Raw genomic sequence first — 25763 nt, forward strand, 5'->3', positions numbered from 1 at the left:
CCCACACGCTGACCATCCAAACACCCTGTTGAGTTCTCAAACAACACGCCACAACAAAGACCTCATCCGATTTGGGATTCGTCCTCCGCCGGAGCAACCTCTCAACTCTAACAGTCTCGGATCGCTCTGCAAACTTCAGGTCGATTAACCTGTGTCACACACGATCGAGGCTCCAGTGAGTCTCTGAGATGTCCCGCGATTCAGCTTCCGGACCGCGCCTGACTCAGTGAGTCTGTCGCCGGTCTCCGGTGGCTTCCGGACCAGTCCTTCTCGGCTGTTCCGTTCCCCCGCGGGCAAAGACAAATATACACGGGGTTTTGAGCGCACGAAACAGGGGGGTCCCTTTCCGCTCGCGGCCGTGTTGAGCTGCGGCGATATGGCTGCACCCCAGGCTCATCCGCGGATGTTCCCGATCTGAACCTACTGGAGGGGTCCGACATTCTTGTGTCGTCGCAGTGAACGGACGGATGCGATCGGTGCCCGCATACGGGAGAACGGTGCCCGGGTACGGAAAAAGGGCCGGCCCCGTCTTTCGACGGGGCCGGCCCTCTCTGTCTTGAGAGCGTCGCCGCTCTGGTCTTACGCCGCGACCTCGATGGAGGCCGGGACGATGTTGACCAGCTTGCGTCCGCGCTTCTGCGAGAACAGCACCTCTCCCTCAGCGAGGGCGAAGAGGGTGTCGTCGCCGCCGCGGCCGACGAGGTCGCCCGGGTGGTACTTGGTGCCGCGCTGACGGATGAGGATCTCGCCGGCGCTGACGTGCTGGCCGCCGAAGCGCTTGACGCCAAGTCGCTTGGAGTTGGAGTCACGCCCGTTGCGGGAGCTGGATGCGCCCTTCTTGTGTGCCATGGTTCAACCCCTACTTGGTGATGCCGGTGATGCGCACGCGGGTCAGCGGCTGGCGGTGACCCTGGCGCTTGTGGTAGCCGGTCTTGTTCTTGTACTTGTGGATCTTGATCTTCGGGCCCTTGGTGTGCTCGAGAAGTTCACCGCTCACCGTGACGCCGGAGGCGTCGGTGACCACAGTGCCTTCGTCGACGAGCAACACCGCGGGCAGCGTAAGCGTGTCGCCGGACTCGCCCCGAAGCTTCTCGACTTCGAGGACGTCGCCCTCCGCGACCTTGTACTGCTTTCCGCCAGTCTTGACGATTGCGTACATGTCGACGCTGGTCTCCTTGGGTCCTCCCCGATGCGGGGACATGATGTCAGTTCCCCGCAGGGGAACGGTGTCTGTCAATTTCGCGGTGTCACGCACCGTGCCAACTCCGGCTTCGCGAACGTCGCCTGGGCTGGCCCGCCGATCGAGCTCCGCGCTCGCTCCCGCGTGAACGGGGGCGAAAAGCTGAGGGCTCTATAGGCCGCTCACTAGGGTACGTCATGTACCCGCTGGTTCCGGCATCGGTACCAGGCGGACGCCGCGAACGTCACAGTCCGCGGCGCCGCCCGTACCTAAGCCGGTGCCGATTCGGTCCCGGCCTCGTCGCCGTTGTCCGGTTCGGCGTCCGCGGGGACGGACGCCTCCGGGGCGGGAGCGGAGTCGGCCGCCTCAGTCTCGGCCGGAGCGTCGGCGACGGCCGCGGGGGCGGTCTCCTCGGCGGCCGGGACCTCGGTGGTCTCGTAGTCGTCGTCCTCGTGGCCGTGCTCCGAGGCGGCCGCGATCTTCGCGGTCGCGTCGGCGGTCGACTTGGACTGCGGCTCGGACTTGTCCTGCTTCCGCGACTGCTGCTGTTGCTGCTGCCCGGACTTGGACTTGTCCTTCTTCTTCTTGCCGCCGTTCTGGCCCTGGCCCTGGTTCTGCTGGCCCTGGCTCTGGCTCTGGCCGGAGTTGCCCCCGCCGCCGTTGCCCTTCTTGCGGCTGTTGCCGAGGATCTCGTCCGTGTGGACGATGACCCCGCGGCCCTTGCAGTGGTCGCACGGCTCGGAGAACGCCTCGATGAGGCCCTGGCCGACCCGCTTGCGGGTCATCTGGACCAGGCCCAGCGAGGTCACCTCGGTGACCTGGTGCTTGGTCCGGTCGCGGCCCAGGCACTCGGTCAGGCGACGCAGCACCAGGTCGCGGTTGGACTCCAGGACCATGTCGATGAAGTCGATCACGATGATGCCGCCGATGTCGCGCAGGCGGAGCTGGCGCACGATCTCCTCGGCCGCCTCCAGGTTGTTCCTGGTGACGGTCTCTTCGAGGTTCCCGCCCTCACCGGTGAAACGGCCGGTGTTGACGTCGATCACGGTCATCGCCTCGGTGCGGTCGATGACGAGCGAACCGCCCGAAGGCAGGTAGACCTTGCGGTCCAGCGCCTTGAGCAGGCCCTCGTCCACGCGCTTCTCGGCGAAGACGTCCTTCGTGCCGGTGTGGCGCTTGAGCCGCGGCAGCAGCTCGGGCGAGACCGACTCCAGGTACTTGTGGATCTCGTCGTACGCCTCGTCGCCCTCGACCAAGAGCTCCTTGAAGTCCTCGTTGAAGACGTCGCGGACCACGCGGATCAGCACGTCGGGCTCGGAGTGGAGCACCGCCGGGGCGTTGCTCTTCTTCGCCTTGGACTGGATCTCCTCCCACTCGATCTGGAGGCGGGAGATGTCGCGGGCGAGCTCCTCGGGACCGGCGCCCTCGGCGGCGGTGCGCACGATGACGCCCGCGCTCTCGGGGACCAGCTTCTTCAGCGCCGCCCGCAGGCGGGTGCGCTCGCGGTCGGGGAGCTTGCGGGAGATCCCCGAGGCGTTGCCGCCGGGGACGTAGACCAGGTGGCGGCCCGACAGGGCGACATGGCTGGTCAGGCGGGCGCCCTTGTGGCCGACCGGGTCCTTGGTGACCTGGACGAGCACCGAGTCGCCGGGACGGAGGGCCTGCTCGATCGAGCGGGCCTTCCCGGCCAGGCCGGTCGCGTCCCAGTTCACCTCGCCGGCGTACAGCACGGCGTTGCGGCCGCGGCCGATGTCGACGAACGCGGCCTCCATGCTCGGGAGCACGTTCTGGACCTTGCCGAGGTAGACGTTCCCGACCAGGCCCTGGGCCCCGGACTTGGAGACGTAGTGCTCGGCGAGGATGCCGTCCTCAAGGACGGCGGCCTGGGCGCGGCCGTTGCGGACGCGCACGACCATCTGGCGCTCGACCGCTTCGCGGCGGGCCAGGAACTCGGCCTCGCTGACGACCTGGACGCGGCCGCGGCCGGACTTGCGGCCGTCGCGGCGGCGCTGGCGCTTCGCTTCGAGGCGCGTGGACCCGGAGACGCCGCGCACTTCCTCATTCGAGGAGGGGCGGCGCTGCGGGGAGCGGACCTTGACGACCACTTCGGCGTCGTCGTCGGAGTCGTCGGGGCGCGACGAGCGGTCGGAGTCCTCGGACCCGGCCCGGCGGCGGCGGCGACGACGGCGGCGGGTGACCTCGGGGCCGTCGGCGCCCGAGTCCTCGTCGTCCTCGTCGGCCTGCGGCTCGTCGTCGTCCTCATCGTCGTCGTCGAGGCCGCCTTCGGCCCCGTCGACGCCCTTGCCGCGGCCTCGGCCTCGGCGGCCCCGGCGCCCGCGCCTGCGGCGCCCGGCCTCGGAGTCGTCATCGTCGTCGTAATCGTCGTCGTCGAAGTCCTCGGCGACCGGCTCGTCGGACTTGGGCTCGCGCTCGGCGGCCTTGTCCTCGGGGCCCTTGTCGCCGGGCCTGTCGGCGGAGCGCTGCTCGCCGCGGTTGCGCGTGCGCTTGCGCGTCGGCTGCTGCTCCTGGTTCTGGGCGGCCTTCTTGGCCGGAGCCTTCTTCGCCTGGCGGCGGGGCTCGGAGTCCTGGTTCCGGCGCGGCTCGGCCTCGTCCCGCTGGTCGCGGGCGTCGGCGCGGGAGCGCTCGGGCTTGGGTTCGGCCGCCTTGGGGGCCGTCTTGGGCGGGGGTGCGAACATCGCGGCGGTCGAGGCGGCGCGGGGCCGCTCGGTGCGCGGCGCCTCGGGCGCCGGCTCGTCGCTCTTGGGTTTCTGGGGAGCCATGAAGGTCACCGCGATCGCGGGCACCTGTTCGCGCGGCTCATTCTCGCGCATACGAATAAATCTCCATTCCAGCCGCCGCCCGGGCGCTGACGCGGATTGCGTCGGCTGCCGCACGGGCGCGGCATCAGCAGTGCGGTCCTCCCGACCGGGCGGGGGCCGGCGTCCGGCTCGCGTCGCCCAGCAGGCTCGCGAGCCTTGTTCCGGCGCTGTCCCCTGCCGTTCGGGCCGCTCTGTAAAGCCTCAACTCGCGCTGGGGAAACACCTCTGCCCCCAGCCGAGTCGTCAAGTCCGTCGCCGTCGTGAGGGACGCGGACAGGACATCTGCGGGTCGCACCGTCCGTGAAAATGTGCGGTACGACAAGGTCGAGTATCGCACACTCTGCGTCATTCGCCGAACAGGTGGACAAGCCGGTGCGGTGCCTCTCAGTGCGGCCGGTCACGATCGGGTGAGAAAACACGACTCCTCGTGGTTGGCACGGTTCGCCCGTGGCCCGTGTCCCATGTACTCGATAAGCTGACGGTTGGCGCGGCAGCAGAGCCCCCACAGTAAGGAAAGAGCCATCGCACTCCAGGTGATCGACTCCGACGAGACCGAGGAGCCCCGGGCGGACGGGAAACCCTCCACCTACCAGGGGCGGCATCGCGGTGCCGACCTCTTCCGGCAGCTCACCAGCGTCGGATGGGTCCTCGCGGTCGTCGCGGTCCTGCTCCTCGGCGGCGGGACCGTGCTGTTCTGGAGCTCCGGGATCGGCGACGAGAAGCCGCTCGTGGACGCCGACGCGGTCGGCGACCTCTGCGAGCGCGCCGTCAACGCCGAGCTGCTGGGCCCGTGGGCCGACACCGAGCAGGCGCGCAACCCCGCGGAGTCCGCGGAGGAGAAGGTCCGCAGCTTCGACTGCACCTACTCCGCGGAGTACGCCGGGGGCGACGCCTACCGGCTCGTGACGCTGTTCGCGACCGTGCAGGTGTACGAGGACCCGGCGAAGGCGCGGGCCGCGTACGCCGGGGTGCTGGAGTTCGAGGCGTCCGAGGGCCACGCGACGGCCGACGTCGGGGGCGTCGGCGAGCAGGCCGCCACCGCGGTGATCGCCGAGGGCGAGGAGACCGAGGTGCGCCTGCACGCGCAGGAGGCGAACACCACGCTGAGCCTGAACGTGTTCGTCACGGGCACGCCGCCCGAGGGCGGCGACGTGGCGGTGTTGGCGGAGGACCTGTCGGCGGGTCTCCTCGAATCACTCCCCCGGGCGGGGAATTAGGCGGCTCCCTTTAAGCTGACCGTGACTACCGCGGCGTCAAGTCGACACGCCGCAACCATTCGCGGAGGATCATCGTGAGCGCCACACCACCCTTTGGACCGGCATACGACGAGCAGCCCGACGACGGGCGGCGGTCGGGCTCCGGCCAGTGGAGGCCCCGTGCGGGCCGTCCGCAGGGGTCGGGCGAGCCGTACTCCGCGCAAGGAGACCAGGGCCAGTACCAGGGCGGGCAGCCGTCCCCCGGCCGCGGCCAGCAGCCGCAGGGCGGCGGGTACGGGCAGCAGCAGCCGGGGCAGCCCCAGGCGGGGCGTCCCTCGCCGCAGGCCGGACGGCCCTCCCCGCAGGCGGGTGCGCCGCGGGCGGGCGGCCCCTCGGCCGGGCGTCCTTCGCCGCAGGCCGGGCAGTACCAGTCCCCTCAGCAGCAATCGCCCCAGCAGTTCTCCCCGCAGCACGGCGGGTACGAGGCGCAGCCCGGAGGGTACGAGTCGCGGCGTCCGGGCGGTCCGGTGACCGGGTCGACGCCCCGCACGGACTCGCGGGGCGCGCTGCCGGGCGGGCGCGAGTACCGGCCGCGGCAGGGGGCTCCCGAGGGCGCGCCGCAGCAGCGCCAGGACCAGCCGTTCGAGGAGGCCGCGTTCGGCGACGACCGCGGCGGGGACGACTGGGGCGGCGGCGGCGAGACCACCGCGATCAAGGGCCTCGGCTCCAGGGAGCCGCGGCGGCGCTCGGACTTCCAGAAGGTGCGCAGCCGCGCCCGCAAGTCCAGCCCGTGGCCGAAGATCATCGCCGCGGTCGTGGCGCTGGGGCTGGTGGGCGGCGGCGTGTGGTGGTTCATGAACCGCGACACGGACACGGAGCAGGGCGGCGCGGCCGACTCGGGGCTGACGTACTCGGGTTCCGAGGAGCCGTGCGCGCTGGTGGACCCGGCGGCGCTGGGGTCGGCGGCGGGCGGCGCCGAGCCGACGGAGGCGGCGAGCGCCGAGCAGAAGACCGGCAGCTGGGACCAGAAGTGCGACCTGACGTACGGGGAGCCCGACCAGGCGGCGGCGATGCTGACGATCGAGGGCTCGGTGTACGAGTCCGACGCGATGGCCAGCGTCAACTTCGACCTGGGGACGCGCGACCTGGGCGAGATGCCCGAGCTGTGGACGGTCGTGGACCCGGCCCCGGCGGTCGGCGACGAGGCCGCGGCGGTGGCGCGCGTGGTGACCGACGGGACTTCGAACTACCAGCTCCATGTCAAGGACGCCAACGCCTACGTGGTGGTGCGGCTCGCGGTGTCGAAGGACGCCGCGGTGGACGAGGCGGCGCTGACGGACATGACGATGCAGCTCGCGGAGGCGTACTTGGCGAACTGGCGCGACGCGAGCTGACGTGAATCGCATTTCATAACAAAACGGACCCAAGAGGGACCCCTGGTTCAAAAATACCGAAAGGGTCCGACAGGCACGAAGGGCCGATCCCGCTGAGCGGGATCGGCCCTTTCACTCGTACGGGTGAAAACGCGCGGGGCGGGCTAGTACGTCCGCATCGGCGCGCCGAACATCTGCGACTCGATCGAGGTCGGCGCGCACCACAGGTAGCGCTCCTTCTGGCCCTTGCGGAGCATCGCGATCATGTCGTCGTGGAGCATCTGGAGCCACTGGAGGACCTCCTGGTTGACCCGGATCGCCGAGCGCGCGATCTGGGCCTCCTCGGCGGTGAGCCGCTGGAGGACCGTCATGTGGGCCTCGCCGGTGAGCGCGTCCGCGAAGTTCGTCAGGCGCGGGAGCACCGTGAGCTGCGTGCGCCACGGGCCGAGGACCGGCTTGGTCTGCGAGCCGCGCTCGCCCACGTCGTAGACGTACAGGGCCGGGGAGTGCTGGCTCGCCTCGACGGTCACCGGCTGGTCGCCGTGCAGGACCGCGAGGCGGTCGTTGCGGCCGGTCGCGGTCTCCCCCAGGCCGTTCCACTCCTGCGGGCGGGTCGTGCACACCGCGACGCGGGTGCCGATCGCCAAGGCGCGGAAGACGAGCAGGCGGGCGAGGTACACGCCGCCGATGAGGTTGATGCGCGTCTCCTCCGGGCGGAAGAACGGCGCGACGACCGGGACCTGCTCGGCGTCGCGGCCGATCACGAGCCCGGCGGGCGGGCTCGCCGACGTCATGAGCTCCAGGGCCCGAGCGGTCGGGATCTGCGAGACGGACTTGACCGGCTCGATCGGCTTGCCCGCGTCCCGGGCGGTCTCGACCGCGCGGTCGGTGACCGGGAGGCCGTAGACGGTGCCCTCCGTGGGGCCCGCCGAGACCTGCGACACGCCGAACAGGCCCGCGGAGGTCGGCATGGAGCTGACCGGGCCGCCGGTGATCGGGGCGCCCGCGCCCGAGTAGGGCACGCCGGAGTACGGCTGGGCGCTGGCGGGCTGCGCGGAGTACGGCTGGCCCGAGACCGGGCCGCCGGAGATCGGGCTGCCCGACACGGGCTGGCCGGAGACCGGCTGGGCCGAGACCGGGGCCGCGGACACCGGGGCGGCCGCGGGCGGCTGCGCGGGGCGCTGCTGCTGGGACGTCGGCTGCTGGTACTGCGGCTGGGACGGGCGCTGCTGCTGCGAGGACGGCCCCGGCGGGGGGCCGACCGGCCGCTGCGGCTGCGACACCGGCTGCTGGTACTGGGGCGGCGAGGACTGCTGCTGGGGCTGCTGCGGCCCGGGGCCCTGCGGCGGGCGCATCTCCGGGGGCCGCGGCGTCTGGTACTGCGGCTGCTGGGGATGCTGGCCGGCGGGCGGCTGCGGAGGCTGCGCGCCGCCGCGGGCGCTCGGGGGCTGGGGCGGCTGCTGCCCTTGGCGCGCGCCGTAGACGGCGCCCTGCTGGCCGGTCTGCGCGGGCCGTCCCGGCTGCTGCCCGGTCTGGCCCGGCTGGCCGTAGACGGGGCCCTGCGGCGGGCGGGCGGCGGGCGGCTGGGGCGCCTGCGGCGGGGAGCCGGGCTGCTGCTGGCCGGCGCGGGGCACGTTGAGGGTGCCGTCCTGGTCGTCGTCCACGGGGCGCTCGTCGTCGCCGGAGTGGCGGCCGCCGGGGCGCTGGTTCCCGTTCTGGTACGAGCCCCCCTGGTAGGTGCCGCCGCCGTAGACGTTGCCGCGGTCGGTCATCGGGGTCCTCCTCCGGTCGGGGCGGATGCGTAGGCGGCGGGGCCGTGCTCGCCGTCGAGGCGCTGCAGCCGCACGCCGAGCTGGTCGGCGACGTTGAGCAGCTGGTTCTGCGCGGACTCCCACGAGGCCTGGTCGAGCGCGAGGCGCACGATCCCGTCCACGGCGAGCTGGCGCCCCGTGATGCGGCCGTCGGGGTTGACCTTGCCGTTCGTCCCGGCGGTGACCACGGTCGAGACGGTCACGAACGCGGCGGGCACGCCCGAGAGCGCGTCCACGGTGCGGTGCAGGGCCACGGCGTCGGTGGGCCACTTGGTGATCCGGTAGGCGACGTGGCGCAGGCCGTCCGCGTACCAGTGGTTCCACTCCTCGGCGGTGCGCTCGCCCGGGACCGGCGCAAACGCGACGCCGAGCGACTGCTGGACCGCTTCGCGCACGCCCTCGGCGTCGAGGATCCGGTTGGGGACGCCGACGTTGCCGAGGAGCTTGCTGACGCGCTGCGCGGTCGAGGCCAGCGCCTTGTAGACGCCGTCGACCTCGCCGCCGCGCTCGGCGGTGGCCTCGCGGGCGTCGCGGGCGCCGAGGCGCACGGCGAGCCAGGCCTTGTGGTGGACCACGGCGGGGTAGTCGCCGAGGAGTTCGCGGTAGGACCGCGAGGACGGGCTGTTGTCGTAGGCGGCGAGGCCGACGGGGGTGGTGTGGCCGACGAGCTGCACGGTGGTGACGGGGACGGAGGTCTCGTCGAAGAGCCGTTCGAGGCGTTCGAGCGGGACGGCCTTGGTGCCCTCGTCGGTGGTGCCGATCTCGATGACCGTGAACCATCCGCCGTTGTCGTGGCCGATGCCGACGTTCTCGTCGCGGTCCTCGACTCCGGTGATGCCCAGGTCGGGGGCGATCCGGTGGAGGACCTCGGTGAGCTGCTGGGGGTCGAGGGCGCGGATGCGCCGGCGCATGCGGGACTTGAGCGGCCAGGTCTGGTACCACCAGTAGTCGCCCTTGCGCCAGAACACGACGACCAGCACGATGAGCGCGACGCCGCCTCCGGCGGCCAGCGCGATCATCCCGAGCGCCAGGCTCGCGAGCGCGATCGTGAGCGCGAGCTCCACCGCGATGAGCTGGGCGACGGTGAGCGGGCCGAGCCGTCCCGAGGAGCGGGTCGTGAACACGACCGACTCGCCGGCGACCGGGCCGCCTTGCTGCTGGGCCTGCACGGACGCGGTACCGCGTGCTTGCTGCTGCCCCTGAAGCATCGTCATTGGCGACGTCTCCATCATGAAGGTGAGTGGTCGTACCTATCGTAAGCGGACGAGACCACCTCTTGGTCCCCCGCCCTTGCGGTGTTTCGGCCCGGTATACGGCGGACCGGCCCTTTGGCGCTGCGGCGTTAGACTGTGCGGGTGCGAATCCTCCCGCGTATACCTCTCTATTCTGCGGCAGTCGCGATGGCGGCGGCCGGGTCCATCCTGCTGACCACGGCTCCAGCTCAGGCGCAGCCGCCCGTGGTGTCGGACGACGACCGCTCGCCGTGCACGACGGGCGAGGGCAACTCGGACGATCTGACGGCTCGGGACTGGGCCGGCGACTTCATCGGGCTCGGTGAGGCGCACCGGTTCAACCAGGGCGCCAACGACGACGGCGTGCCGGTGACGATCGCGGTGATCGACTCGGGGGTCTCGGCGGAGCGGACGGACCTGTTCGGGAGCCGGGTCAAGGCGGGTTGGGACGCTTGGGATGCCGAAGGCGACGGGACGTGCGACGCGTTCTACCACGGGACGGCGGTCGCGGGGATCGCCGCTGGTGCGGCGCAGGGCGAGCAGTTCGTGGGGGTGGCGCCTGAGGCGGACATCCTGCCGCTGCGGGCGTTCAAGGGCGACGAGGGGGCCGACGCGAACTCCGCGAACATGGTCGCGGGGCTCATCGAGTACGCGGTGGACCAGGGCGCGGACGTGATCAATGTGTCGATCGCGCTGCCGGACACGACCGCTTTGAAGGCGGCGGTGGACTACGCGATCGCGAGCAACGTGGTCGTGGTGGCGGCGACGGGCAACGAGAACCTGTACATGGACGATCCCTCGGTGAAGGCGGACCCGGAGAAGGCGAAGTTCTATCCGGCGAACTACCCCGAGGTCATCGCGGTGGGGGCGCACAACCGGGACGGGAACTTCTACCTGAAGACGAACTACGGGGAGAACATCGACCTGATCGCGCCTGGCGACCAGGTGATCGTGCCGCTGGCCGGCGGGGGCTGGATGGAGGACAACGGCACGAGTTTCGCCACGCCGTACGTGGCGGGCGCGGCGGCGCTGCTGAAGGCGGAGTTCGGGGACGAGGCGTCTCCGGCGTGGATCGAGCACCGGTTGCGGACCACTGCGCTCCACCCGCCGAACGACTTCAACATCTACCAGGGCTACGGCGTGCTGAACGTGGGCAAGGCCGTGTCGACGCCGGTGTCGCCGGGTGAGGACATCACGGCGACGTCGTTCGATGACGAGGTCACGGACGGGGAGTCGCCGTCGGTGGACGTCCCGGAGGGGGAGCCGTCGTCGATCGCGGCGATCGACGTCGACTACGACCCGCTGGCGTTCGAGAAGACGGTCGCCTGGGCGAGCGTCGGCGGGGCGCTGGTGCTCATCACGCTGGTGCTGGTGCTGCGGACGATCATTCCGAAGGGCCGCAAGCGGGGCTGGCGGCCGGGTTCGCGGAGGCCGGAGAAGGCGGCGCCTTCGCAGGAGGTCGAGGGGACGGCTTAGCGGCCGTCGTGTGAATACTCGGCGAACGGGGCGCCGGTCGGACCGGCGCCCCGTTCTGCTTGGTTCTGCTTGCCGGTCCCGGATCTGGGGCGGGGACGGCGGAAGACCCAGGCGATCGGGGGGATCGCCTGGGTCTTCGTTGAGAATCGCGTGCCGTGGGTTCCGGTCTAGCGGAACCGGGCGGCGTTGGCGGCCTCGGCGTCAGCGTAGTTCTGACGGGCGCGGTCGACGGCGCCGCCGATCTGCTCGAGGATCTCGTTGATCTTCGCCATCGACGAGTCCCACTCGGCCCGCTGCTCCATGTAGGCGTCGCGGTCCGCGCCTTCCCACTCGAGGGCGTCGAGCTTGGTGGCGAGGTCCGAGAGCCTGTCGTTGATGGAGCCCGACTCGCTGATGATCTGCGAGTACGCGGCTTCCATCTCTTCGTAGCTAAGGGCAATCTGTCCGGCCATGGTGGTTCACCTCTTCCTTGGGGTCTTGGGGGTTGCTAGAGAAGGCCTGCGAAGCCCTGCGAGCTGTCGTTGTCCTGGTCGGCCGTCGCGGTGGCGCTGTTGTCCAGCATGTTCGCGATGTTCTCCAGGGCCTCAAGGAGGTCGGTGGCTTCCTTGTCCCAGACGAGCATGACTTCCTGGAAGGACGCGGCGCCCGCACCCTGCCACGAGGCGGCGAGGGAGTCGCAGAGCGACTTCAGGCTCGCGAGGGTGCCGTCGACGTCCTGACGCGCGTTCAGGGTCTCAACAGCCGCATCGCGGACTGTCTCTTCTGTCATTGCGACCATGCGAAACACCTCCTGTTTCGTAACCGGGTGCCGCGGCGCTAGGTTCCTAGGCCGTCAGGGGTATCCCAGTGAGTTCTTCATCGATTCCGCAGTCACCATAACCCGTCCGTGCAAACTCACCGGGCTGGCGGTGCGCCTCCGAGTTTACTAGTAGTGACCGAGCCCGTGTATCCCCACTTAGTGCCACGTCGGGCGTACGGGGCAACCCGGGCGGACCCCCGGGTAGTCGGGTCGAAAGGGACGAGCCGTCACCCCTGATGCGGGAGTGGCCCCGGCTCGCGACCCGACGGGATCGCGGCTTCCGTCCCCGGTCGGGGGATCGGACTCGCTCCCTTGTGTCCCGATCTCCCCCGTTCGTGCCATGTCGTGCCGCCGCGGCGTCCGGATTGCGCCGCATCGGTATGCTGGAGGGAGCACAGATCGGAGCGGCCGTGTGCCCATCGCAGCGCGTCGAGGTTCGCGAGCGCCCGACCATACCCCCTGACGAATCTCATACCCGAGGTGATGACGTTGCTTCCTGAGGACATGGGCGGCGGTGCAGTCCAGAACCGCGACGGCTCCTACACCGTTACCGACTCCAGCGGCACCAGGTTCCAGATGACCGAGGAGTCCTTCGACGAGTTCATCTCGAAGATGGGCATCACCCTCGACGACCTTGAGCTGTACCGCAGCCAGGTCATGGGCGGATCAGTCGTCCGCCTCCGCGAGGGCGCCAACCCCGAGTACCTCAGCGCCGGCAGCTTCCAGCCCGTCGACACGGTGAACGTGCCGTTCGGCGGCTTCGACGACGCGCTGGAACTCGCCGAGTCGTACAAGTCGGTCTTCTACCCCGGCCGCGCCGAGCAGATCGACCGCGTCTTCCACGGCCTGGACACGGGCCGCGTGATCAGCGAGGAGATCAAGGTCGGCTACCTGGAGGCGGACGGCAACGTCACCGCCAGCGTCAACAGCGTCCAGAGCGAGTTCGACTCGCGCGGCGGCGGTCTCTCCCAGAACGACGTCAACGAGGTTCGCGGCGAGAACGAGCGCGAGACCGAAACCCCGGATTCCGGCGAGACGCCGGAGACCGACGACAAGCCCGAGATCCTGTAGCCCTGCGGCAGCAGACGACCTGAACCCCAAGGAAGGAGCCCGTCATGGTTGCCAAGGGCAAAGGCAAGGACTATTACAAGAGCACCTACACCCACGAGCAGCTGTGGGACATGCTTCAGGTAGGTGACGACTGGAGGGTCGAGCAGGCCGGCTCGATCTGGACCACCGCCGCGAGCGGCATGAAGGCCGCCCGCGAGGAGATGGCCGTCCACGTGACGACGCTGCGCACGCAGTGGACCGGCGCGGCCTCCGACGAGTTCCAGGGCCGCATGTCGATCGTCGAGGAATACAGCATCGAGTCCGAGAACGGCATGAAGCGCACCGGCGAGGTCACGATGCCGGACCTCGCGGGATACCTCAGGTCTGCCCAGACCGATGCCCAGGGCGCCGACCTGTACCCCAGCTCCACTGAGACGTACGACGAATGGCTTGAGAGCCAGGACATCGACAAGACCAAGCCTGAGTACGAGACCAAGAAGGTCCAGTACCAGCAGCAGTACGAGCAGTACCTCGACCAGCGCCACGAGACCATGGCGCAGATCGTGGCCGACCTCGGCGACCGGTACGCCCGGGTGAGGGAAGAGGACTTCGCCGAGCCCCCGCCCCCGCCCCCGAGCGACATGCCCGGGAACACGACGTACCAGGCGCCGACCGGAGGCGTCTTCGCCGACAGCGGGCTCTCGAACTCGAACGACGTCCCGGACGCCCCGGGCGGCAGCGACTCCTCCGTGAGCGGGGACACCTCCGGCGCCGACGGCATCGTCGGCACCGACGACGACCTGGACCCGGTGGACTCTGACTGGACCCCCGGCTCGTACGACGACGTCGACAACGGCGGTCTCGCCGGCGGCGGCGGCGTGGTCACCGGCGGCGGTGGCGGCTACGTCGGCGGCATGGGCGGCGGCGCAGGAACCACGGGCATCGGCGGGGCCAGCCTCACCGGTGCGGGCGCGGGCCTGTTCGGTCCGGCGCGCGGCGCCACGCCCGTCGGCGGCGGCGCGGGCAACGCTCCCGGCCGCGGCACGGGCGGCACGAGCCCTGCCCGCGCGGGCGCCTCTTCCGGTTCGGGCCGTGGCGGTTCGGGCAGCGGACGCGGCGGCCTGAACAACGGCAGCGGCGGCCGGGGCACCGGTTCGGGCAGCCGTCCCGGCAGCAGCAACAGCAATGGGCGCGGCGGCACCCGCTCCGGGTACAACGACGATGACGACGACGAGACCTACACCAGGGAGACCTGGCTGCGGGAGGACGACGTCGACTGGGGCCGCAACCGCGTCAGCGACGACGAACTCGACGAGGACTAGTCGGCGCTGACCAAGTCGATGAGGGGCGAGCGGGACTGACCGCTCGCCCCTTTCGTTTGCCTGGGAGACAGCGAGGGCCGCAACCGATGAATCGGTTGCGGCCCTCGCTTGCTGATCAGCGCTGGTTGGGTTCGCTCGGCCGCCACGGCGGACTCGGCTCACCCGGATTCGGCTGGCCGTACCCCTGCGGCGGGCTGCTGAAGCCCTGGCCGGGGGGCGGACCGGCGTAGGTCTGGCCGCCCCCCGGCGGGACGTACGGCTGCTGCTGCGCCCCTTGCTGGTACGGCGCCTGTCCCGGGCCGTTCCCGGGGTTGAACTGGCCCTGCTGTTGCTGTGCGGCGGCCTTCCGGCCGCGGCCGCGGAGCACCAGCCACACCGCGATGGCGGCGCCCACGAGGACGACGGCCGCCGCGACGACGATGATCGTGGAGAGGTTCGACTCCTTGTTGCCTTCGGCCGCAGCCGAAGGGCCGCCGGTGGCGGCACCGGGCTCCTCCGCGGAGTCGGACGGCGCGGGGTCGTCGGGGGTGGCTCCACTGGCGCCGGGCTCGCCCATCGGGTATCCGAGCGGGTTCTCCTGGACAGGTTCGATGCCTTCCGCGTTGACGGCCTGGTCGGCGTTCAGGAGCCCGAAGCCAGTGTCGTCATCGCGCTCGCCGTTCCCGTCTCCGGCGGTCTGGATGAGCCGCTGGATGACGTTGCTCGCGTCGAGGTCCGGGTGCGCGGCCCACGTCAGGGCCGCAACGCCTCCGGCGAACCCTGAGCCCATAGAGGTACCGCCGACGACCGTCCCGTAGATCTCGTCGGACCCGAGCGAACCCACCTGCGGTTTCGGCACCGTCATCTCATCGGCCGGAGCCGAGACCACGACCTCGGGGCCGGTCGTGCTGGTCTCCGCGAGCAGATTGCCGTTCGTGTCGGCACCGGTGACGGCAACGACCCCTTCAGTGGAGGCCGGGTACAGCACGGGGTCGCTGGGGTCGTTGCCGGCGGAGGCGATCACGATGAGGCCCTTGTCAATGGCGTACTGGAGGACTTCGATCGGTTCGCCTTCCACCACACCGTCGATGTGCCAGGGCATAACGAGGATGTCGGCGCCGTTGTCGATCGCCCACTTCACGGACTCGACGTCCGTTTCCCCCATGGCACCGCCGAGATCGGCCTCCGCTCCGGTGTCCATGCGGACAGGGAGGATCGTGGCCTCGGGCGCGGCGAGCAGCACTGCCGCGGCGACCGCGGTCCCGTGCCCGTCGGTGTCGTTCCAAGCATCAGCTTCATCGGAGAAGGCCGTATAACCCGGCAGGATGTCTTTGTCCTCGAAGAACGGGTGCTCGGTGATGCCGGTGTCCAGCACCGCGACCGTCACCCCTTCACCCTGAGTGGTCCCCCATGCCTCGGGAGCCCCGATCAAGTCGGTCGCCCAGGCATTGTCGTCGTTGAGCGTCGTGTCCTGTGCCAGCGCGACTCCCGGCCAAGCCGTGACCGCCGCCGTGGCGGCAAGGGCGGTGAGGGCGGAGGCGAGGGCGGTGCGGCGTGTTCGGCGTGGGGTTCGGGGAGCGGCAAGGGTTGGCGTGAGAGGTGTGGCCATAGGGATGGACCCCTTCCGTGTGCCGGTCGTTACAGCGCTGTCCGCTCTGCCCCACAACATACCGGACCTGTTTCCGCCCCGCGAGTCACGGAGGATCGCCGGGGGAACATAACGATCTGGTCACAGACGGGACGTTCCGCGTGCCGCCACTATCGGCCGTTTGCCTGGGATTTGTACGCTGTGTGTTGATCGGCACACGAGAGATTGGACCCCCCGTGAGCGCCCCACCGGTCTGTACCCTTCCTGCCCGCACCGCTTCCCTTGGGACCCAACATGGTTGATCTGTCATTGGATCCGGAGGAGATCAAGCGCGGCGGCGTCTCCATGTTCGCGGCCTCCGACGGGCTGTACGAGGACTTCAAACAGGTCGCCAGTGAGGGCGGCGCGCTGGCGGGCTCGGTGGACACCGGGTCGTTCACCGGCGTCAACGAGGTGGCCCAGGCGGTCGAGCGGTGGGAGGGCGCGATCGTGCCCGGACTGCGCGGCCGGGTGGAGGAGCTGGGAGCGTTCCTGGCGGTGTACTCGGTGCAGCACGTGGAGCTGGACGGGATGACCGCGGAGATGTTCGCGCAGTACGCGGACCCGGAGGTGTTCCCGGTCGATCCGGGGACCCGCACGACGCCGGCGCCGGAGTAGGCCATGGGGATCGGTTACGGCGCGCTGCGCGACGCCGACTTCGCGCCGCTCGCGGCCGTCGGGGAGCAGTGGCGGGCCCAGGCGGGCCGCATGGAGGAGCGGGAGTCCGAGCTGGACGACCTGCGGCGCAGGCAGATCGGCGAGGCCCAGTGGACCGGGACGGTGGCCGAGGAGGTGCGGTCGCGGGTGAAGCTCATCGGCGACGACACCGTGGAGCGGGCGGGCGAGTGCCGCCGGATCGCGGCGGCGATCGAGGACGCCGTGGAGGTGTTCAAGGCCCGGCAGGAGGAGCTGCTGGAGCTGCTCGCGTCGGTCCCGGACGGCCTGTCGGTGGACGCCGACGGGGTCGCGACCGGGGAGGCCGCCGACGTGGCGGCGTTCGAGCAGCGGTTGGACGCGATCCTCGACGCGGTCGCCGAGGCCGACGAGACGCTGCACGCGGCGGTGGCCGCGATCGCCGGGACCACGGACGCGGGCGAGCGCGCGGAGCTCGCGGCGGGAGTGGCGCTGGCCGACGACTTCCAGGACATGCTGGCCCGGGACGCGAGCCCCGCCGAGGTGAACGCGTGGTGGGACGGCCTGTCGCCGTTCGAGCAGCAGGGGCTGCTGGAGGCGCGGCCGGAGCTGCTCGCGCAGGTCGACGGCATCCCCTCGGGGATCAGGGACGACGCGAACCGGACCCTCCTGGACGGCGAGATCAACCGGCGGGAGGGCGAGATCGAAGCGGTCGAGGACCGGCTCGCGGCCGACCCCGGGAACGAGGACCTGCAGAAGCGCCTCGCGGACCTGCAGGGGACGCAGGAGCGGCTGACGGGCCTGCGGTCGCAGGTCGAGGAGCCGTACCAGGTCGGGGCGGGCGGGCCCGCGCTCGACCGGTACCTGCTGGGGTACTCCTCGGACGGGGACGGGCGGGCGATCGTGGCGATCGGGAACCCCGACGAGGCCGACAACGTGTCGGTGCTGGTGCCGGGCACCGGCGCCGACCTGGGGAACGTCGGCGGGAGCATCGACCGGGCCGAGCTCATGGCCGGGGACGCGTACTGGGCCGACCCCGACGCGAAGACCGCGTCGGTGCTGTGGCTCGGGTACGACGCGCCGGACGACATCGTGCCGCAGGCCATGGACCAGAAGTACGCGGAGGGCGCGGCGAAGGACCTGTCGTCGTTCGCCGCAGGGATGCGCGCGGTCGACGAGGACGGGCGGTCGCACGTGACGATGACCGGGCACTCCTACGGGTCGACCACGGTGGGAATCGCCGCGCGCGACGCGGGGCTGGACGTCGACGACATGGTGTTCGTCGGCTCCCCGGGCGTGGGCGTGGACTCGGCCGCGGACCTGGGCATCCCCCCGGACCGGGTGTGGGCCACCAGGAACGAGGAGGACATCATCGGCTGGGCCCGCGAGGACACGATCAGCACGATCGTCGGCGGGGGCGGCGGCGGGCTGCTGGGCGGACCCCTCGGGGGCCTGGTCGGCGGGGCCGTCGGGTACTTCACCTCCGACCACGACGACCTGATCCACGGCACCGACCCGGTCTCGGACGCGTTCGGCGGCAGGACGTTCCACAGCGACGCGACCCGCGACGCGGACGGCCTGGACGAGCTGTGGAAGGACAACGTGGAGAACCACTCCTCCTATTGGGACGGCGACAACGGGCATCCCCGCAACGCCGCCCGCGACAACATGGCCTATATCGTCACCGGTCAGACCAGCGGCGTCAGGTGAAGGCCCTTGCGCTCGCACTCCCACTACTGCTCGCAGGATGCTCGATGACAGCGACCGAACCGCCCGAGGCCCGGTACACGCAGGCCGAGGCGTACGCCCCGATGGAGGCCGCCGCCGCCGAGGCCGCGGCGGCGCTCCCGGACTTCCCCGGGTTCGCCTCGCGCACCTGGCACGAGCTGCCGTGCACGCATGGGGGCGCCGAGGACCCCGGCCATGTGGGCGTGGAGATCTCGTACATGTTCGCCGAGCCGCTGTGGTCCGATCCGCTGGTGCGCGAAGAGTACGCGGACGCGCTGCGCGGGAAGTGGGCCGAGGACGGCCTGGACGTGCACCGGGACGACTCGGTGACGCTCGCGACCGGCCGCACCGACCGCAACGTCGAGGCGCTGCGGGAGGACGGGATCAACCTCTGGTACCGCGTCTCCGGCGTCGTGGGCCTGGTCGTGCAGTCGGGGTGCGTGAGGCGCAGCGACCCCGGGGAGATCGAGTACGTGCCCCCGGCGGGCGGGATCGCGCCCGGGAGCGCGGGCGACCTGGTCGGCGAGTACTTCCCGGAGGGGATTCCGAAGGACGCCGCGGACGGCGAGGCCGACTACTCGTCCCTATGAGCAACGACGCTGTGAGTCAGTCCCGGCAGGCGATGCCGTAGACCCGGTCGGTGGCCGGCTCCCCTTGGGGCGGAACGCATCCGGGGTCGGGGGCGACGCGTTCGACGCAGCCGCTGGCGGCCGTCAGCGCGGGGGCGTCGCCGCCGGTGTAGCCGAGGGCGATCTCGTCGGTGCGCTCGGCGGTGATGCGGCGGACCCCGTCGAGGGTCGCGCCGTCGTAGGTGAGCGCGTAGTCGCCGTCGGACCAGAACGCCCGCACCGCCGCCTCGTACGCGGGGAGGTCGGCGGCGCGCAGCTCGTAGGTGAGGCTGTAGCGGAAGGTCTCCAGGCCCGCGGGGGTGCGGTAGCCGCAGGAGGCCACCTCGACGGTGCGGGCCGCGAAGCCGTCGGAGGCGGGGACGGCGGCGGCGGTCTCGGCGACGGCGGCTTCGAGCCGCTCCCAGGTGCCGTCCTCGGTGTACAGGCCGCGGGGGTCGCCGGGTTCGGCGGCGGCGAGCGCCCACTGGCGGACCTCGGCGCCGGCGGCGACGGCCAGGAGCAGCGCGAGCGACCACACGGCGGTCTCGATCCCGGCGATGCGCCCGCGCGGACGGTCGGGTTCGGCGCCGAGCCAGCCGCGGGCCTTCGCGGTGACGGCGAGGACGGCGCCGAGGAACACGATCGGGGCGGTCGCGGCGAGGAACACGGCGGCGACCTGCGCGGCGCCGTCGCTCATGGCCTGGCGGACCGGCATCGCCGAAGGCGTCAGGAGCAGCACCACCTGCACGAGCGCGAGCGACCCGGCGGCGGCGAGGTAGAGGCGGGCGCGGCGGCCGCCGCGGCCGAGCCAGATCGCGGCGAGGACGTTGACGGGCACCGAGGGGGCGAGGACCAGGAGGTACGCGAGGCCGCGCTCGGCGAGGCCGTTGTCGACGCCGGGCCACGCGTACGCCTGCACGCCGCGCCAGCTCCACAGCCACACCGCGGTCACCGCGGCGGCCTCGGCGAGCAGGAGCGCCTGGATCGCGAGCACCCCGAGCGGCGGCCGTGCCGGGCGGCCGGGCCGCGTCAGCGACGCGGAGTCGAGCTCGGGGGGCGTGAGCAGTGGGTTCAATTCGGGGCCCTCGGTGTGCGGGGGTGCGAGGGGGATTCGCACCGGTACGAGCGTAGTACGCCGCGGGGCCACCCCCCGGTTGCACGTGACGAAGCTTGCGAGTCACGTACGTTCACATACCGGTGGGCGGCCCCGCGCCGCTCGCGTCTAGCCCTGGCCGTTCGGGGGGAGCAGCGTCGTCTGGATGAGCTGCTCGCCGTCCTTGCGGCGCACCAGGGTGCCGCGGCCCGGGGGCTGCGGGCTGGGCTTGAGCTTCCCGAAGATCGCGCCCTCCTCCTTGCGGCCGCTCATGAGCAGGCCGGGGGATTCGAGCGACTTGATCTGGCCCACGATCGGGTCCATCAGGGCGCGGGCCGCACCGGAGGCGCGGCGGGCGATGATGACGTGGAAGCCGATGTCGCGCCCGACCGGGATCAACTCCTGGATGGCGGCCAGCGGGTTCACGCGCTGGGCGACCATCTCGTAGTCGTCGACGATCAGGTACAGGTCCGGACCGGTCCACCAGGAGCGGTCGCGCAGCTGCGCGGGCGTGACGTTGTCGCCCGGCAGGCGCTTCTCGATCGGGCCCTTGAGGTTCTTCACCGAGCCCTCGAAGTGCTTGCCGGACATGGCGTAGTCGAGCAGGGTCGGCTTCTGGATCTCCTCCAGCATGCCGCGCCGGTAGTCGGCCATGATGATCTTGGCCTCGTCGGCGGTGTACGTCGCCTGGATCTGCCGCGCGATGTGCCGCAGCAGGTTCGTCTTCCCCGACTCGGAGTCGCCGAACACGAGCATGTGCGGCTCGTTGGCGAAGTCGAGGTACACCGGCTTGAGCCCGGCCTCGTTGAGGCCGATCGGGATGCCCGGCTTCGTGCGGTCGACGGCCTTGAGGAAGTCGGCCACCTGGAGCTGCTTCGGCAGGAGGCGCACGGGCGGGCACGGCTGTCCGCGCCACGCCTGCTTGACCTTCTTGACGAAGTCCTCGACGCCCGGCTGGAGGTCGTCGCCGTCGCGGATCGAGTCGATGCGCGGGACGGCGGCGAGGATGTGGAGCTTCGAGAGCGACAGCCCCCGCCCGGGGCGGTTCTTCGGCACGTTCGCCGCCGCCTTGCGGTCGATCTCGGACTCCATGTTGTCCGAGAGCTTCAGCTCCAGCTTCAGGCCGAACATGTCGCGCATGTTCATGCGGATGTCGCCCCAGCGGGTGCAGGTGACCATGACGTGGACGCCGTAGGCGAGGCCGCGGTTGCCGATCGCGCGGACCTGGTCCACGAACGGGTCGAAGTCCTCGCGCAGGGTCATCCAGTTGTCGACCACGAGGAACAGGTCCCCGTACGGGTCGTCCTGGAAGCGGCCCTGCTCCTTCATGCGCCGGTAGGAGCCCATGCTGTCGATCTTGTTGGCCGTGAAGAACGCCTCGCGCTCGTCCAGGATGCTCGTGACCTCCTGGATCGTGCGCCGCACGCCCTCCTCCTCCTGCCGCCCGAAGACGCCCGCGACGTGCGGGAGGTCTTCGAGGCCGCGCAGGGTGCCGCCGCCGAAGTCGAGGCAGTAGAACTGCACTTCGCGCGGGGTGTGGGTGAGGGCGAGCGAGCCGATCATGGACCGCAGCATCGTGGACTTGCCCGACTGGGCGCCGCCCGCGATGGCGACGGTGCCCTGGGCGCCGGAGAGGTCCACGATGAACGGGCTGCGCTTCTGCTCGAACGGGCGGTCCTCCTCGCCGAGGACGGCGTGGAGCTTCCCGTTGAGGGAGAAGCCCTTCGGCGTGAGGCCCCGGACCGGGTCGACCTCCAGGGGCGGGAGCACCTGGTCGAGGGTCGGCGGCTCGGCGAGCGGCGGCAGCCACACCTGGTGGGCCGGGCGGCCCATCCCGATGCAGTTGTTGACCATGACTTCGAGTTCGGAGAGCTTCTCGTTCTCGTCCTCGGCCTCGGCCTCGACCACTTCCTCCTCGGGCTCCTCCTCGACCTCGGGCTCCGGCGGGAGCTCCACGAAGCCGGGCAGGAACCGCTGCACCTTGTGCTGGACGGCCGCGATGCGCTCGGCGCGCGAGGCGACCCGCTTCGGCGGCTTGTACGACCCGCCGACGTAGGCGGCGCGGAACCGCACCAGGTCCTGGGTGCCGACCTGGAGGTAGCCGTGGCCGGGGGCCTGCGGCAGCTCGTAGGCGGCGCCGGTGCCGATGACGGTGCGCGACTCCTGCGCGGAGAACGTGCGGAGCGCGACCCGGTACGACAGGAACGTGTCCAGGCCCTTCAGCTTGCCCTCTTCGAGCCGCTGCGAGGCGAGCAGCATGTGCACGCCGATCGAGCGGCCGATGCGGCCGATCTGGAGGAACAGGTTGATGAACTCGGGCTTGGCGACGAGCATCTCGGAGAACTCGTCGGCGATGATGAGCAGCGTCGGCATGGGGTCCATCGGCTGCCCGGCCTTGCGGGCCTTCTCGTACTCCCACCGGTTGGTGAAGTTGCCCATCGACCGCAGCACCTCCTGGCGCCGCACCAGCTCGCCTTCGAGCGCGTCGGCCATGCGGTCGACCAGCTCGATCTCGTCGGCGAGGTTGGTGATGACCGCGGAGACGTGCGGCAGCTCGTCGAGGGACGCGAACGTCGCGCCGCCCTTGAAGTCGACGAGGATGAAGTTGAGCTCCTCCGAGGAGTGCGTCGCGATGAGCGACCCCACGATGGTGCGCAGCACCTCCGACTTGCCGGAGCCGGTCGCGCCGATGAGCAGGCCGTGCGGGCCCATGCCGCCGACCGCGGACTCCTTGAAGTCGATGTCGACGATGGCGCCGTCCGGGCCGGGCCCGATCGGGACCTTCAGGTAGTCCTTGACGGGCTTCTCGCGCCAGTGCACGGCCGGGTCGAGCGCCGCGGCGTCGTTGAAGCCGAGCATCTCCGGCAGGCTCGACGGGGCGGCCATCGGCGAGGCGTCCTCGTCGCCCGACTCGGTGGCCCCGGTGGCGCCCTTGAGGGTGAGCCGCCAGGGCGCGAGCGAGCGGGCGATGCCCTCGGCCTGGTTGAACGACAGCGCGTCGGGCCTGCCGAGCACGCGGCGCCGGCCGGCCTGGTCCGTGTAGATCTCCTCCGCGGTGACGTCGTAGAGCTTGATCTGCGGTCCGGGCTTGCGCGGCAGGTAGCCGGAGAAGTCGAACACCGTCACGCCGGCCATGCCGTCGGCGGCGATGATCCCGGTCGGGTCCACCTCGCCGCCGTCGAGGACGACGACCAGGTGCGCCTGGCCCTCCCCCGCGGTCGCGCCCGGCGACCACGCGCCGCGGCTCGACAGCTGGTCGCGCAGCGAGTTCTCCAGCTGCGTGGTCGTGTTGAAGAACATCCGGACCGGCCCGGCCCCGTCCTCGGCGGACGGGTGCTGGAGGTGCGGCAGCCACTTCATCCAGTGCCACTCGGGCATCCGCTCGTTGTCCGCGACGACCGCGATGATCACGTCGTCGGGCGAGTGGAGCACCGCGAGTTGCGCCAGCTGGGCGCGCACGTTGTCCATGACGGTGGGCCGCTCGCCGCGCAGCACCAGCCGCGCGGCCTCGGTGTACTTCATCGACCGGGGGATGTCGATCACGTTCGAGTGCGCGGCGACGAACCGCCGCAGCGCCATCGACGTCATCGGCTCCAGGTCCTCGACCGGCTTGGTCTCCGGCGGCACCAGCTTCATGGTCATGCGCTGCTTGCCGATGCCGACGCGCACGTCCAGGGAGTCGTCGTCCTTGGACCGGCGCTCCCACATGCGGCGCGAGCCCACCAGCGACCACAGGGCCTTGGGGTCGGGGTGGCGCCACCGGGCCGCGCGCCACTGGCGCTCGGCGCCCTTGCGGGCACGGCGCCGCACCTGGTTGAGGTAGCGCATGTAGTCGCGCCGGTCGGCGTTGAACTCGGCCTTCTTCTGGGCCCGGTTGCCGCCCAGGTTCGTGGCCATCATGCCGACCATGGAGATGCCCATCATGGCGCCCATGGCGATGCGCATGGTGTTGTTGCCGCCGTTGCCGGTGCCACCGGTCGTGCGGCTCATCATCATCATGGCCATCGCCGCCGCGCCGGCGAGCATCGGCAGGATCATCAGATACTGCGCGATGTTCTTCGGCTGCGGGTCGGGCATGTCCGGCGGCGACTCCAGGAGGATGTCGCCGCGTGGGGCCTGGGGCCCGCGCTTTCGCGGCGGTCTGCGGAAGAGTTTGGTCGTCACAGAGGGTCCTTGTACTCACCGGGGGATGCGCCTGCCACGGCCGGCCCGGCCTCGTCTTGCGAGCGTCGGCGAGGATGCTTGCTAGCCGCGGCGTGGGCGCTGCCGTATAAAAGATATAAGTGCGCTCTGTCGAGTATCGCACTAACAGGGTAGAACCGCATCGCCACTCGGGCGGTACACCGACCGTGGCATGCGGGATTTATCCTTTTACAGTCCCCCCGATTCCGACCCGACCCGGAGGTTCGCGCGGTGAGCACCAAGTCGGCCACCCTCTCCAGGGTGACGATCGTCAGTCCTCGCACCAGGATCGACCTCGCACTGCCCTCAGACATCCCCCTGTCCGACCTCCTGCCCACGATCCTGCACCAGGCCGGCGAGTACTACATCGACGAGGCCGGCGACAACGGCGGCTGGATCCTGGCGCGCCTGGGCGAGGACGCCCTGGACACCGGGCACTCCTGCTCGCAGCTGTCGATCAGCGACGGCGAGATGCTGTACCTGAACCCGGCCGACGCGGCCAAGCCCGAGATCGTGTTCGACGACGTCATCGACGCCGTCGCCACCGCGACCGAGCAGCGCGGCAACCGCTGGGACCACCTCGCGACCAAGCGCTTCAGCGTCGGGGTCGGCACCGCCGCCCTCGGCGTCGGCGCCGTCGCGATCCTCCTCACCGGCCACCTCGCCAGCGCGATCGTCGGCCTGTCGATCGCATTGATCCTGGTCGGCGCCTCGGCGCTGCTCTCGCGCGCCGTCGGCGACTCGCGGGCCGCCACGTACTTCGGCGTCACCGCGGTCCTGTACTCGGGCGTCGGCGGGCTCCTCATCGCCGCGCGCGACCGGAGCCTGTTCGAGCTCGAAGGCCCGCACGTGCTCATCGCGGCCTCGGCGATCCTGCTGTTCAGCGTGCTCGCGATGGTGGCCGTGGGCGACATGGCCTCGGCCCCGGTGTTCATCGTGTCGATCCTCGGGTCCGTGGTCCTGGGCGTCTCCACGGCGCTCATGCTGGTCATCCCCGACGGGTCGGCAGCGACCGCCGCGGGCATCGCCGCGCCGCTGGCGCTGGCGATCCTCCCGGCCGCGCCGCGCCTGTCGCTGACCATGGCGATGGTGCCGACCCCGACGCTCCCCACGACCACCGAGGAGCTGAAGGAGGGCGACACCGAGGCCATCGACGGCAAGCGGATCCTGAAGCTCTCCGAGCACGCCGGGAACTACCTGGAGGCCCTGTACTCCTTCGCGGCCGTGACCGGGCTGGTCTCGGCGATCGCGCTGGCGTTCTCGGGCACCATGCCGGGCCTGATCCTGGCGACGATCCTGTCGCTGGTGCTGCTCAGCCGCGCCCGGACGGTCGAGGACCGGCCCGCGCGCATCGTGATGCTCACCGGCGGCATGGGCGGCCTCGCGGCGACCCTGGCCGCGGTCTTCGTCGCCAGCGGCGACAGCATCCTGGTGCGCCTGACGGTGATCCTCGGGGTGCTCACGCTGCTGACGCTCATCGCGATGGTCTACGGCCTGGCCGTGGCCGGCAAGAAGATCGCCCCGACGTGGGGCCGCAGCCTCGACATCATCGAGGCGCTGCTCATCGTGTCGATCCTGCCGCTGGTCGGCTGGGTCTGCAACCTGTACGAGATCGCGTTGTCGCTGCGGGGCTAGCCCCGACACCCCCTTCGACC

General features: G+C 70.9%; 19 protein-coding genes. 9 read left to right on the top strand and 10 right to left on the bottom strand.

Translation table 11 applies throughout. The features are described from left to right. Window positions 1-579 precede the first annotated feature (579 nt). The 3 genes from rpmA to ACFFXY_RS25030 all read right to left on the bottom strand — a co-directional run bounded on the left by rpmA (window position 580) and on the right by ACFFXY_RS25030 (window position 4011). Window positions 580-849: a 50S ribosomal protein L27 gene (gene rpmA / locus ACFFXY_RS25020; protein WP_382357010.1), complete on the bottom strand. Its 270-nt coding sequence runs from the start codon at window positions 847-849 to the stop codon at window positions 580-582. A gap of 10 nt (window positions 850-859) precedes the next feature. Further along, on the bottom strand, window positions 860-1159 hold the full coding sequence (rplU, locus tag ACFFXY_RS25025; protein ID WP_359952230.1) for a 50S ribosomal protein L21: 300 nt from the start codon (window positions 1157-1159) through the stop codon (window positions 860-862). Between the two features lie 290 nt (window positions 1160-1449). Then, the gene (locus ACFFXY_RS25030; RefSeq protein ID WP_382357012.1) at window positions 1450-4011 is read right to left on the bottom strand and encodes an Rne/Rng family ribonuclease; all 2562 of its coding nucleotides are present in this window, start codon (window positions 4009-4011) and stop codon (window positions 1450-1452) included. 521 nt (window positions 4012-4532) lie between these two features. Here ACFFXY_RS25030 and ACFFXY_RS25035 point away from each other — a divergent pair. Together ACFFXY_RS25035 and ACFFXY_RS25040 are read left to right on the top strand one after the other, a co-directional pair. Then, entirely contained in the window at window positions 4533-5216 is a 684-nt protein-coding gene (locus tag ACFFXY_RS25035) for a hypothetical protein (RefSeq protein WP_382357014.1), read from the top strand. Window positions 5217-5290: 74 nt separating this feature from the next. Then, a complete protein-coding gene (locus ACFFXY_RS25040; protein ID WP_382357016.1) occupies window positions 5291-6589 on the top strand; it encodes a hypothetical protein in 1299 nt (432 codons plus the stop codon). Between the two features lie 143 nt (window positions 6590-6732). Here ACFFXY_RS25040 and ACFFXY_RS25045 read toward each other — a convergent pair whose 3' ends face one another. Together ACFFXY_RS25045 and eccE are read right to left on the bottom strand one after the other, a co-directional pair. Further along, window positions 6733-8340 (bottom strand): hypothetical protein, encoded by a 1608-nt coding sequence (locus tag ACFFXY_RS25045; RefSeq protein ID WP_382357018.1) that lies wholly within the window; start codon window positions 8338-8340, stop codon window positions 6733-6735. Continuing rightward, on the bottom strand, window positions 8337-9593 hold the full coding sequence (eccE, locus tag ACFFXY_RS25050; protein ID WP_382357020.1) for a type VII secretion protein EccE: 1257 nt from the start codon (window positions 9591-9593) through the stop codon (window positions 8337-8339). The genes ACFFXY_RS25045 and eccE overlap by 4 nt, the downstream gene beginning before the upstream one ends. A 186-nt stretch (window positions 9594-9779) precedes the next feature. On the opposite strand from eccE, the gene ACFFXY_RS25055 reads away from it, so the two are divergent. Beyond that, window positions 9780-11087, top strand: a complete 1308-nt coding sequence (locus tag ACFFXY_RS25055) for a S8 family peptidase (protein WP_382357022.1) — start codon at window positions 9780-9782, stop codon at window positions 11085-11087. Between the two features lie 167 nt (window positions 11088-11254). Here the strand turns inward: ACFFXY_RS25055 and ACFFXY_RS25060 are convergent, their stop codons facing one another. Further along, complete coding sequence (locus ACFFXY_RS25060) at window positions 11255-11539, bottom strand: WXG100 family type VII secretion target (protein ID WP_382357024.1); 285 nt, start codon at window positions 11537-11539, stop codon at window positions 11255-11257. 35 nt (window positions 11540-11574) lie between these two features. Continuing rightward, window positions 11575-11856, bottom strand: a complete 282-nt coding sequence (locus ACFFXY_RS25065) for a WXG100 family type VII secretion target (RefSeq protein WP_382357026.1) — start codon at window positions 11854-11856, stop codon at window positions 11575-11577. 513 nt (window positions 11857-12369) lie between these two features. Between ACFFXY_RS25065 and ACFFXY_RS25070 the strand changes: the two genes are divergently transcribed. Beyond that, window positions 12370-12957: a hypothetical protein gene (locus tag ACFFXY_RS25070; RefSeq protein WP_382357028.1), complete on the top strand. Its 588-nt coding sequence runs from the start codon at window positions 12370-12372 to the stop codon at window positions 12955-12957. Window positions 12958-13001: 44 nt separating this feature from the next. Further along, the gene (locus ACFFXY_RS25075) at window positions 13002-14258 is read left to right on the top strand and encodes a WXG100 family type VII secretion target (RefSeq protein WP_382357030.1); all 1257 of its coding nucleotides are present in this window, start codon (window positions 13002-13004) and stop codon (window positions 14256-14258) included. Window positions 14259-14373: 115 nt separating this feature from the next. Here the strand turns inward: ACFFXY_RS25075 and ACFFXY_RS25080 are convergent, their stop codons facing one another. Beyond that, a complete protein-coding gene (locus ACFFXY_RS25080; RefSeq protein WP_382357032.1) occupies window positions 14374-15624 on the bottom strand; it encodes a S8 family peptidase in 1251 nt (416 codons plus the stop codon). 495 nt (window positions 15625-16119) lie between these two features. Here ACFFXY_RS25080 and ACFFXY_RS25085 point away from each other — a divergent pair, with 495 nt between their 5' ends. From ACFFXY_RS25085 to ACFFXY_RS25095, 3 genes are read left to right on the top strand one after another with little or no spacing between them, the layout of a single operon-like run. Further along, window positions 16120-16482, top strand: a complete 363-nt coding sequence (locus ACFFXY_RS25085; protein WP_382357034.1) for a hypothetical protein — start codon at window positions 16120-16122, stop codon at window positions 16480-16482. A gap of 3 nt (window positions 16483-16485) precedes the next feature. After that, a complete protein-coding gene (locus tag ACFFXY_RS25090) occupies window positions 16486-18207 on the top strand; it encodes an alpha/beta hydrolase (protein WP_382357036.1) in 1722 nt (573 codons plus the stop codon). Between the two features lie 44 nt (window positions 18208-18251). After that, a complete protein-coding gene (locus ACFFXY_RS25095) occupies window positions 18252-18815 on the top strand; it encodes a hypothetical protein (RefSeq protein WP_382357038.1) in 564 nt (187 codons plus the stop codon). Between the two features lie 16 nt (window positions 18816-18831). Here ACFFXY_RS25095 and ACFFXY_RS25100 read toward each other — a convergent pair whose 3' ends face one another. Both ACFFXY_RS25100 and eccCa read right to left on the bottom strand, forming a co-directional pair. Continuing rightward, on the bottom strand, window positions 18832-19950 hold the full coding sequence (locus tag ACFFXY_RS25100; protein WP_382357040.1) for a hypothetical protein: 1119 nt from the start codon (window positions 19948-19950) through the stop codon (window positions 18832-18834). Window positions 19951-20055: 105 nt separating this feature from the next. After that, window positions 20056-24090, bottom strand: coding sequence for a type VII secretion protein EccCa (eccCa, locus tag ACFFXY_RS25105; protein WP_382357041.1), 4035 nt, complete (start codon window positions 24088-24090; stop codon window positions 20056-20058). A gap of 249 nt (window positions 24091-24339) precedes the next feature. Between eccCa and eccD the strand changes: the two genes are divergently transcribed. Continuing rightward, window positions 24340-25743 (top strand): type VII secretion integral membrane protein EccD, encoded by a 1404-nt coding sequence (eccD, locus tag ACFFXY_RS25110; protein WP_382357043.1) that lies wholly within the window; start codon window positions 24340-24342, stop codon window positions 25741-25743. Window positions 25744-25763 lie beyond the last annotated feature (20 nt).

The sequence above is a fragment of the Glycomyces mayteni genome (assembly GCF_042428885.1).
GTDB classification, from domain to species: domain Bacteria; phylum Actinomycetota; class Actinomycetes; order Mycobacteriales; family Micromonosporaceae; genus Glycomyces; species Glycomyces mayteni.

Excerpts from the sequence above, each read along its gene's own strand:
- ACFFXY_RS25030 (WP_382357012.1), bottom strand. The coding sequence starts at position 4,011 with ATGCGCGAGAATGAGCCGCGCGAACAGGTGCCCGCGATCGCGGTGACC.
- ACFFXY_RS25090 (WP_382357036.1), top strand. The coding sequence starts at position 16,486 with ATGGGGATCGGTTACGGCGCGCTGCGCGACGCCGACTTCGCGCCGCTC.
- rplU (WP_359952230.1), bottom strand. The coding sequence starts at position 1,159 with ATGTACGCAATCGTCAAGACTGGCGGAAAGCAGTACAAGGTCGCGGAG.
- ACFFXY_RS25075 (WP_382357030.1), top strand. The coding sequence starts at position 13,002 with ATGGTTGCCAAGGGCAAAGGCAAGGACTATTACAAGAGCACCTACACC.
- ACFFXY_RS25045 (WP_382357018.1), bottom strand. The coding sequence starts at position 8,340 with ATGACCGACCGCGGCAACGTCTACGGCGGCGGCACCTACCAGGGGGGC.
- ACFFXY_RS25055 (WP_382357022.1), top strand. The coding sequence starts at position 9,780 with ATGGCGGCGGCCGGGTCCATCCTGCTGACCACGGCTCCAGCTCAGGCG.
- ACFFXY_RS25085 (WP_382357034.1), top strand. The coding sequence starts at position 16,120 with ATGGTTGATCTGTCATTGGATCCGGAGGAGATCAAGCGCGGCGGCGTC.
- eccE (WP_382357020.1), bottom strand. The coding sequence starts at position 9,593 with ATGACGATGCTTCAGGGGCAGCAGCAAGCACGCGGTACCGCGTCCGTG.
- ACFFXY_RS25060 (WP_382357024.1), bottom strand. The coding sequence starts at position 11,539 with ATGGCCGGACAGATTGCCCTTAGCTACGAAGAGATGGAAGCCGCGTAC.
- ACFFXY_RS25065 (WP_382357026.1), bottom strand. The coding sequence starts at position 11,856 with ATGACAGAAGAGACAGTCCGCGATGCGGCTGTTGAGACCCTGAACGCG.
- ACFFXY_RS25070 (WP_382357028.1), top strand. The coding sequence starts at position 12,370 with ATGACGTTGCTTCCTGAGGACATGGGCGGCGGTGCAGTCCAGAACCGC.
- ACFFXY_RS25095 (WP_382357038.1), top strand. The coding sequence starts at position 18,252 with ATGACAGCGACCGAACCGCCCGAGGCCCGGTACACGCAGGCCGAGGCG.
- rpmA (WP_382357010.1), bottom strand. The coding sequence starts at position 849 with ATGGCACACAAGAAGGGCGCATCCAGCTCCCGCAACGGGCGTGACTCC.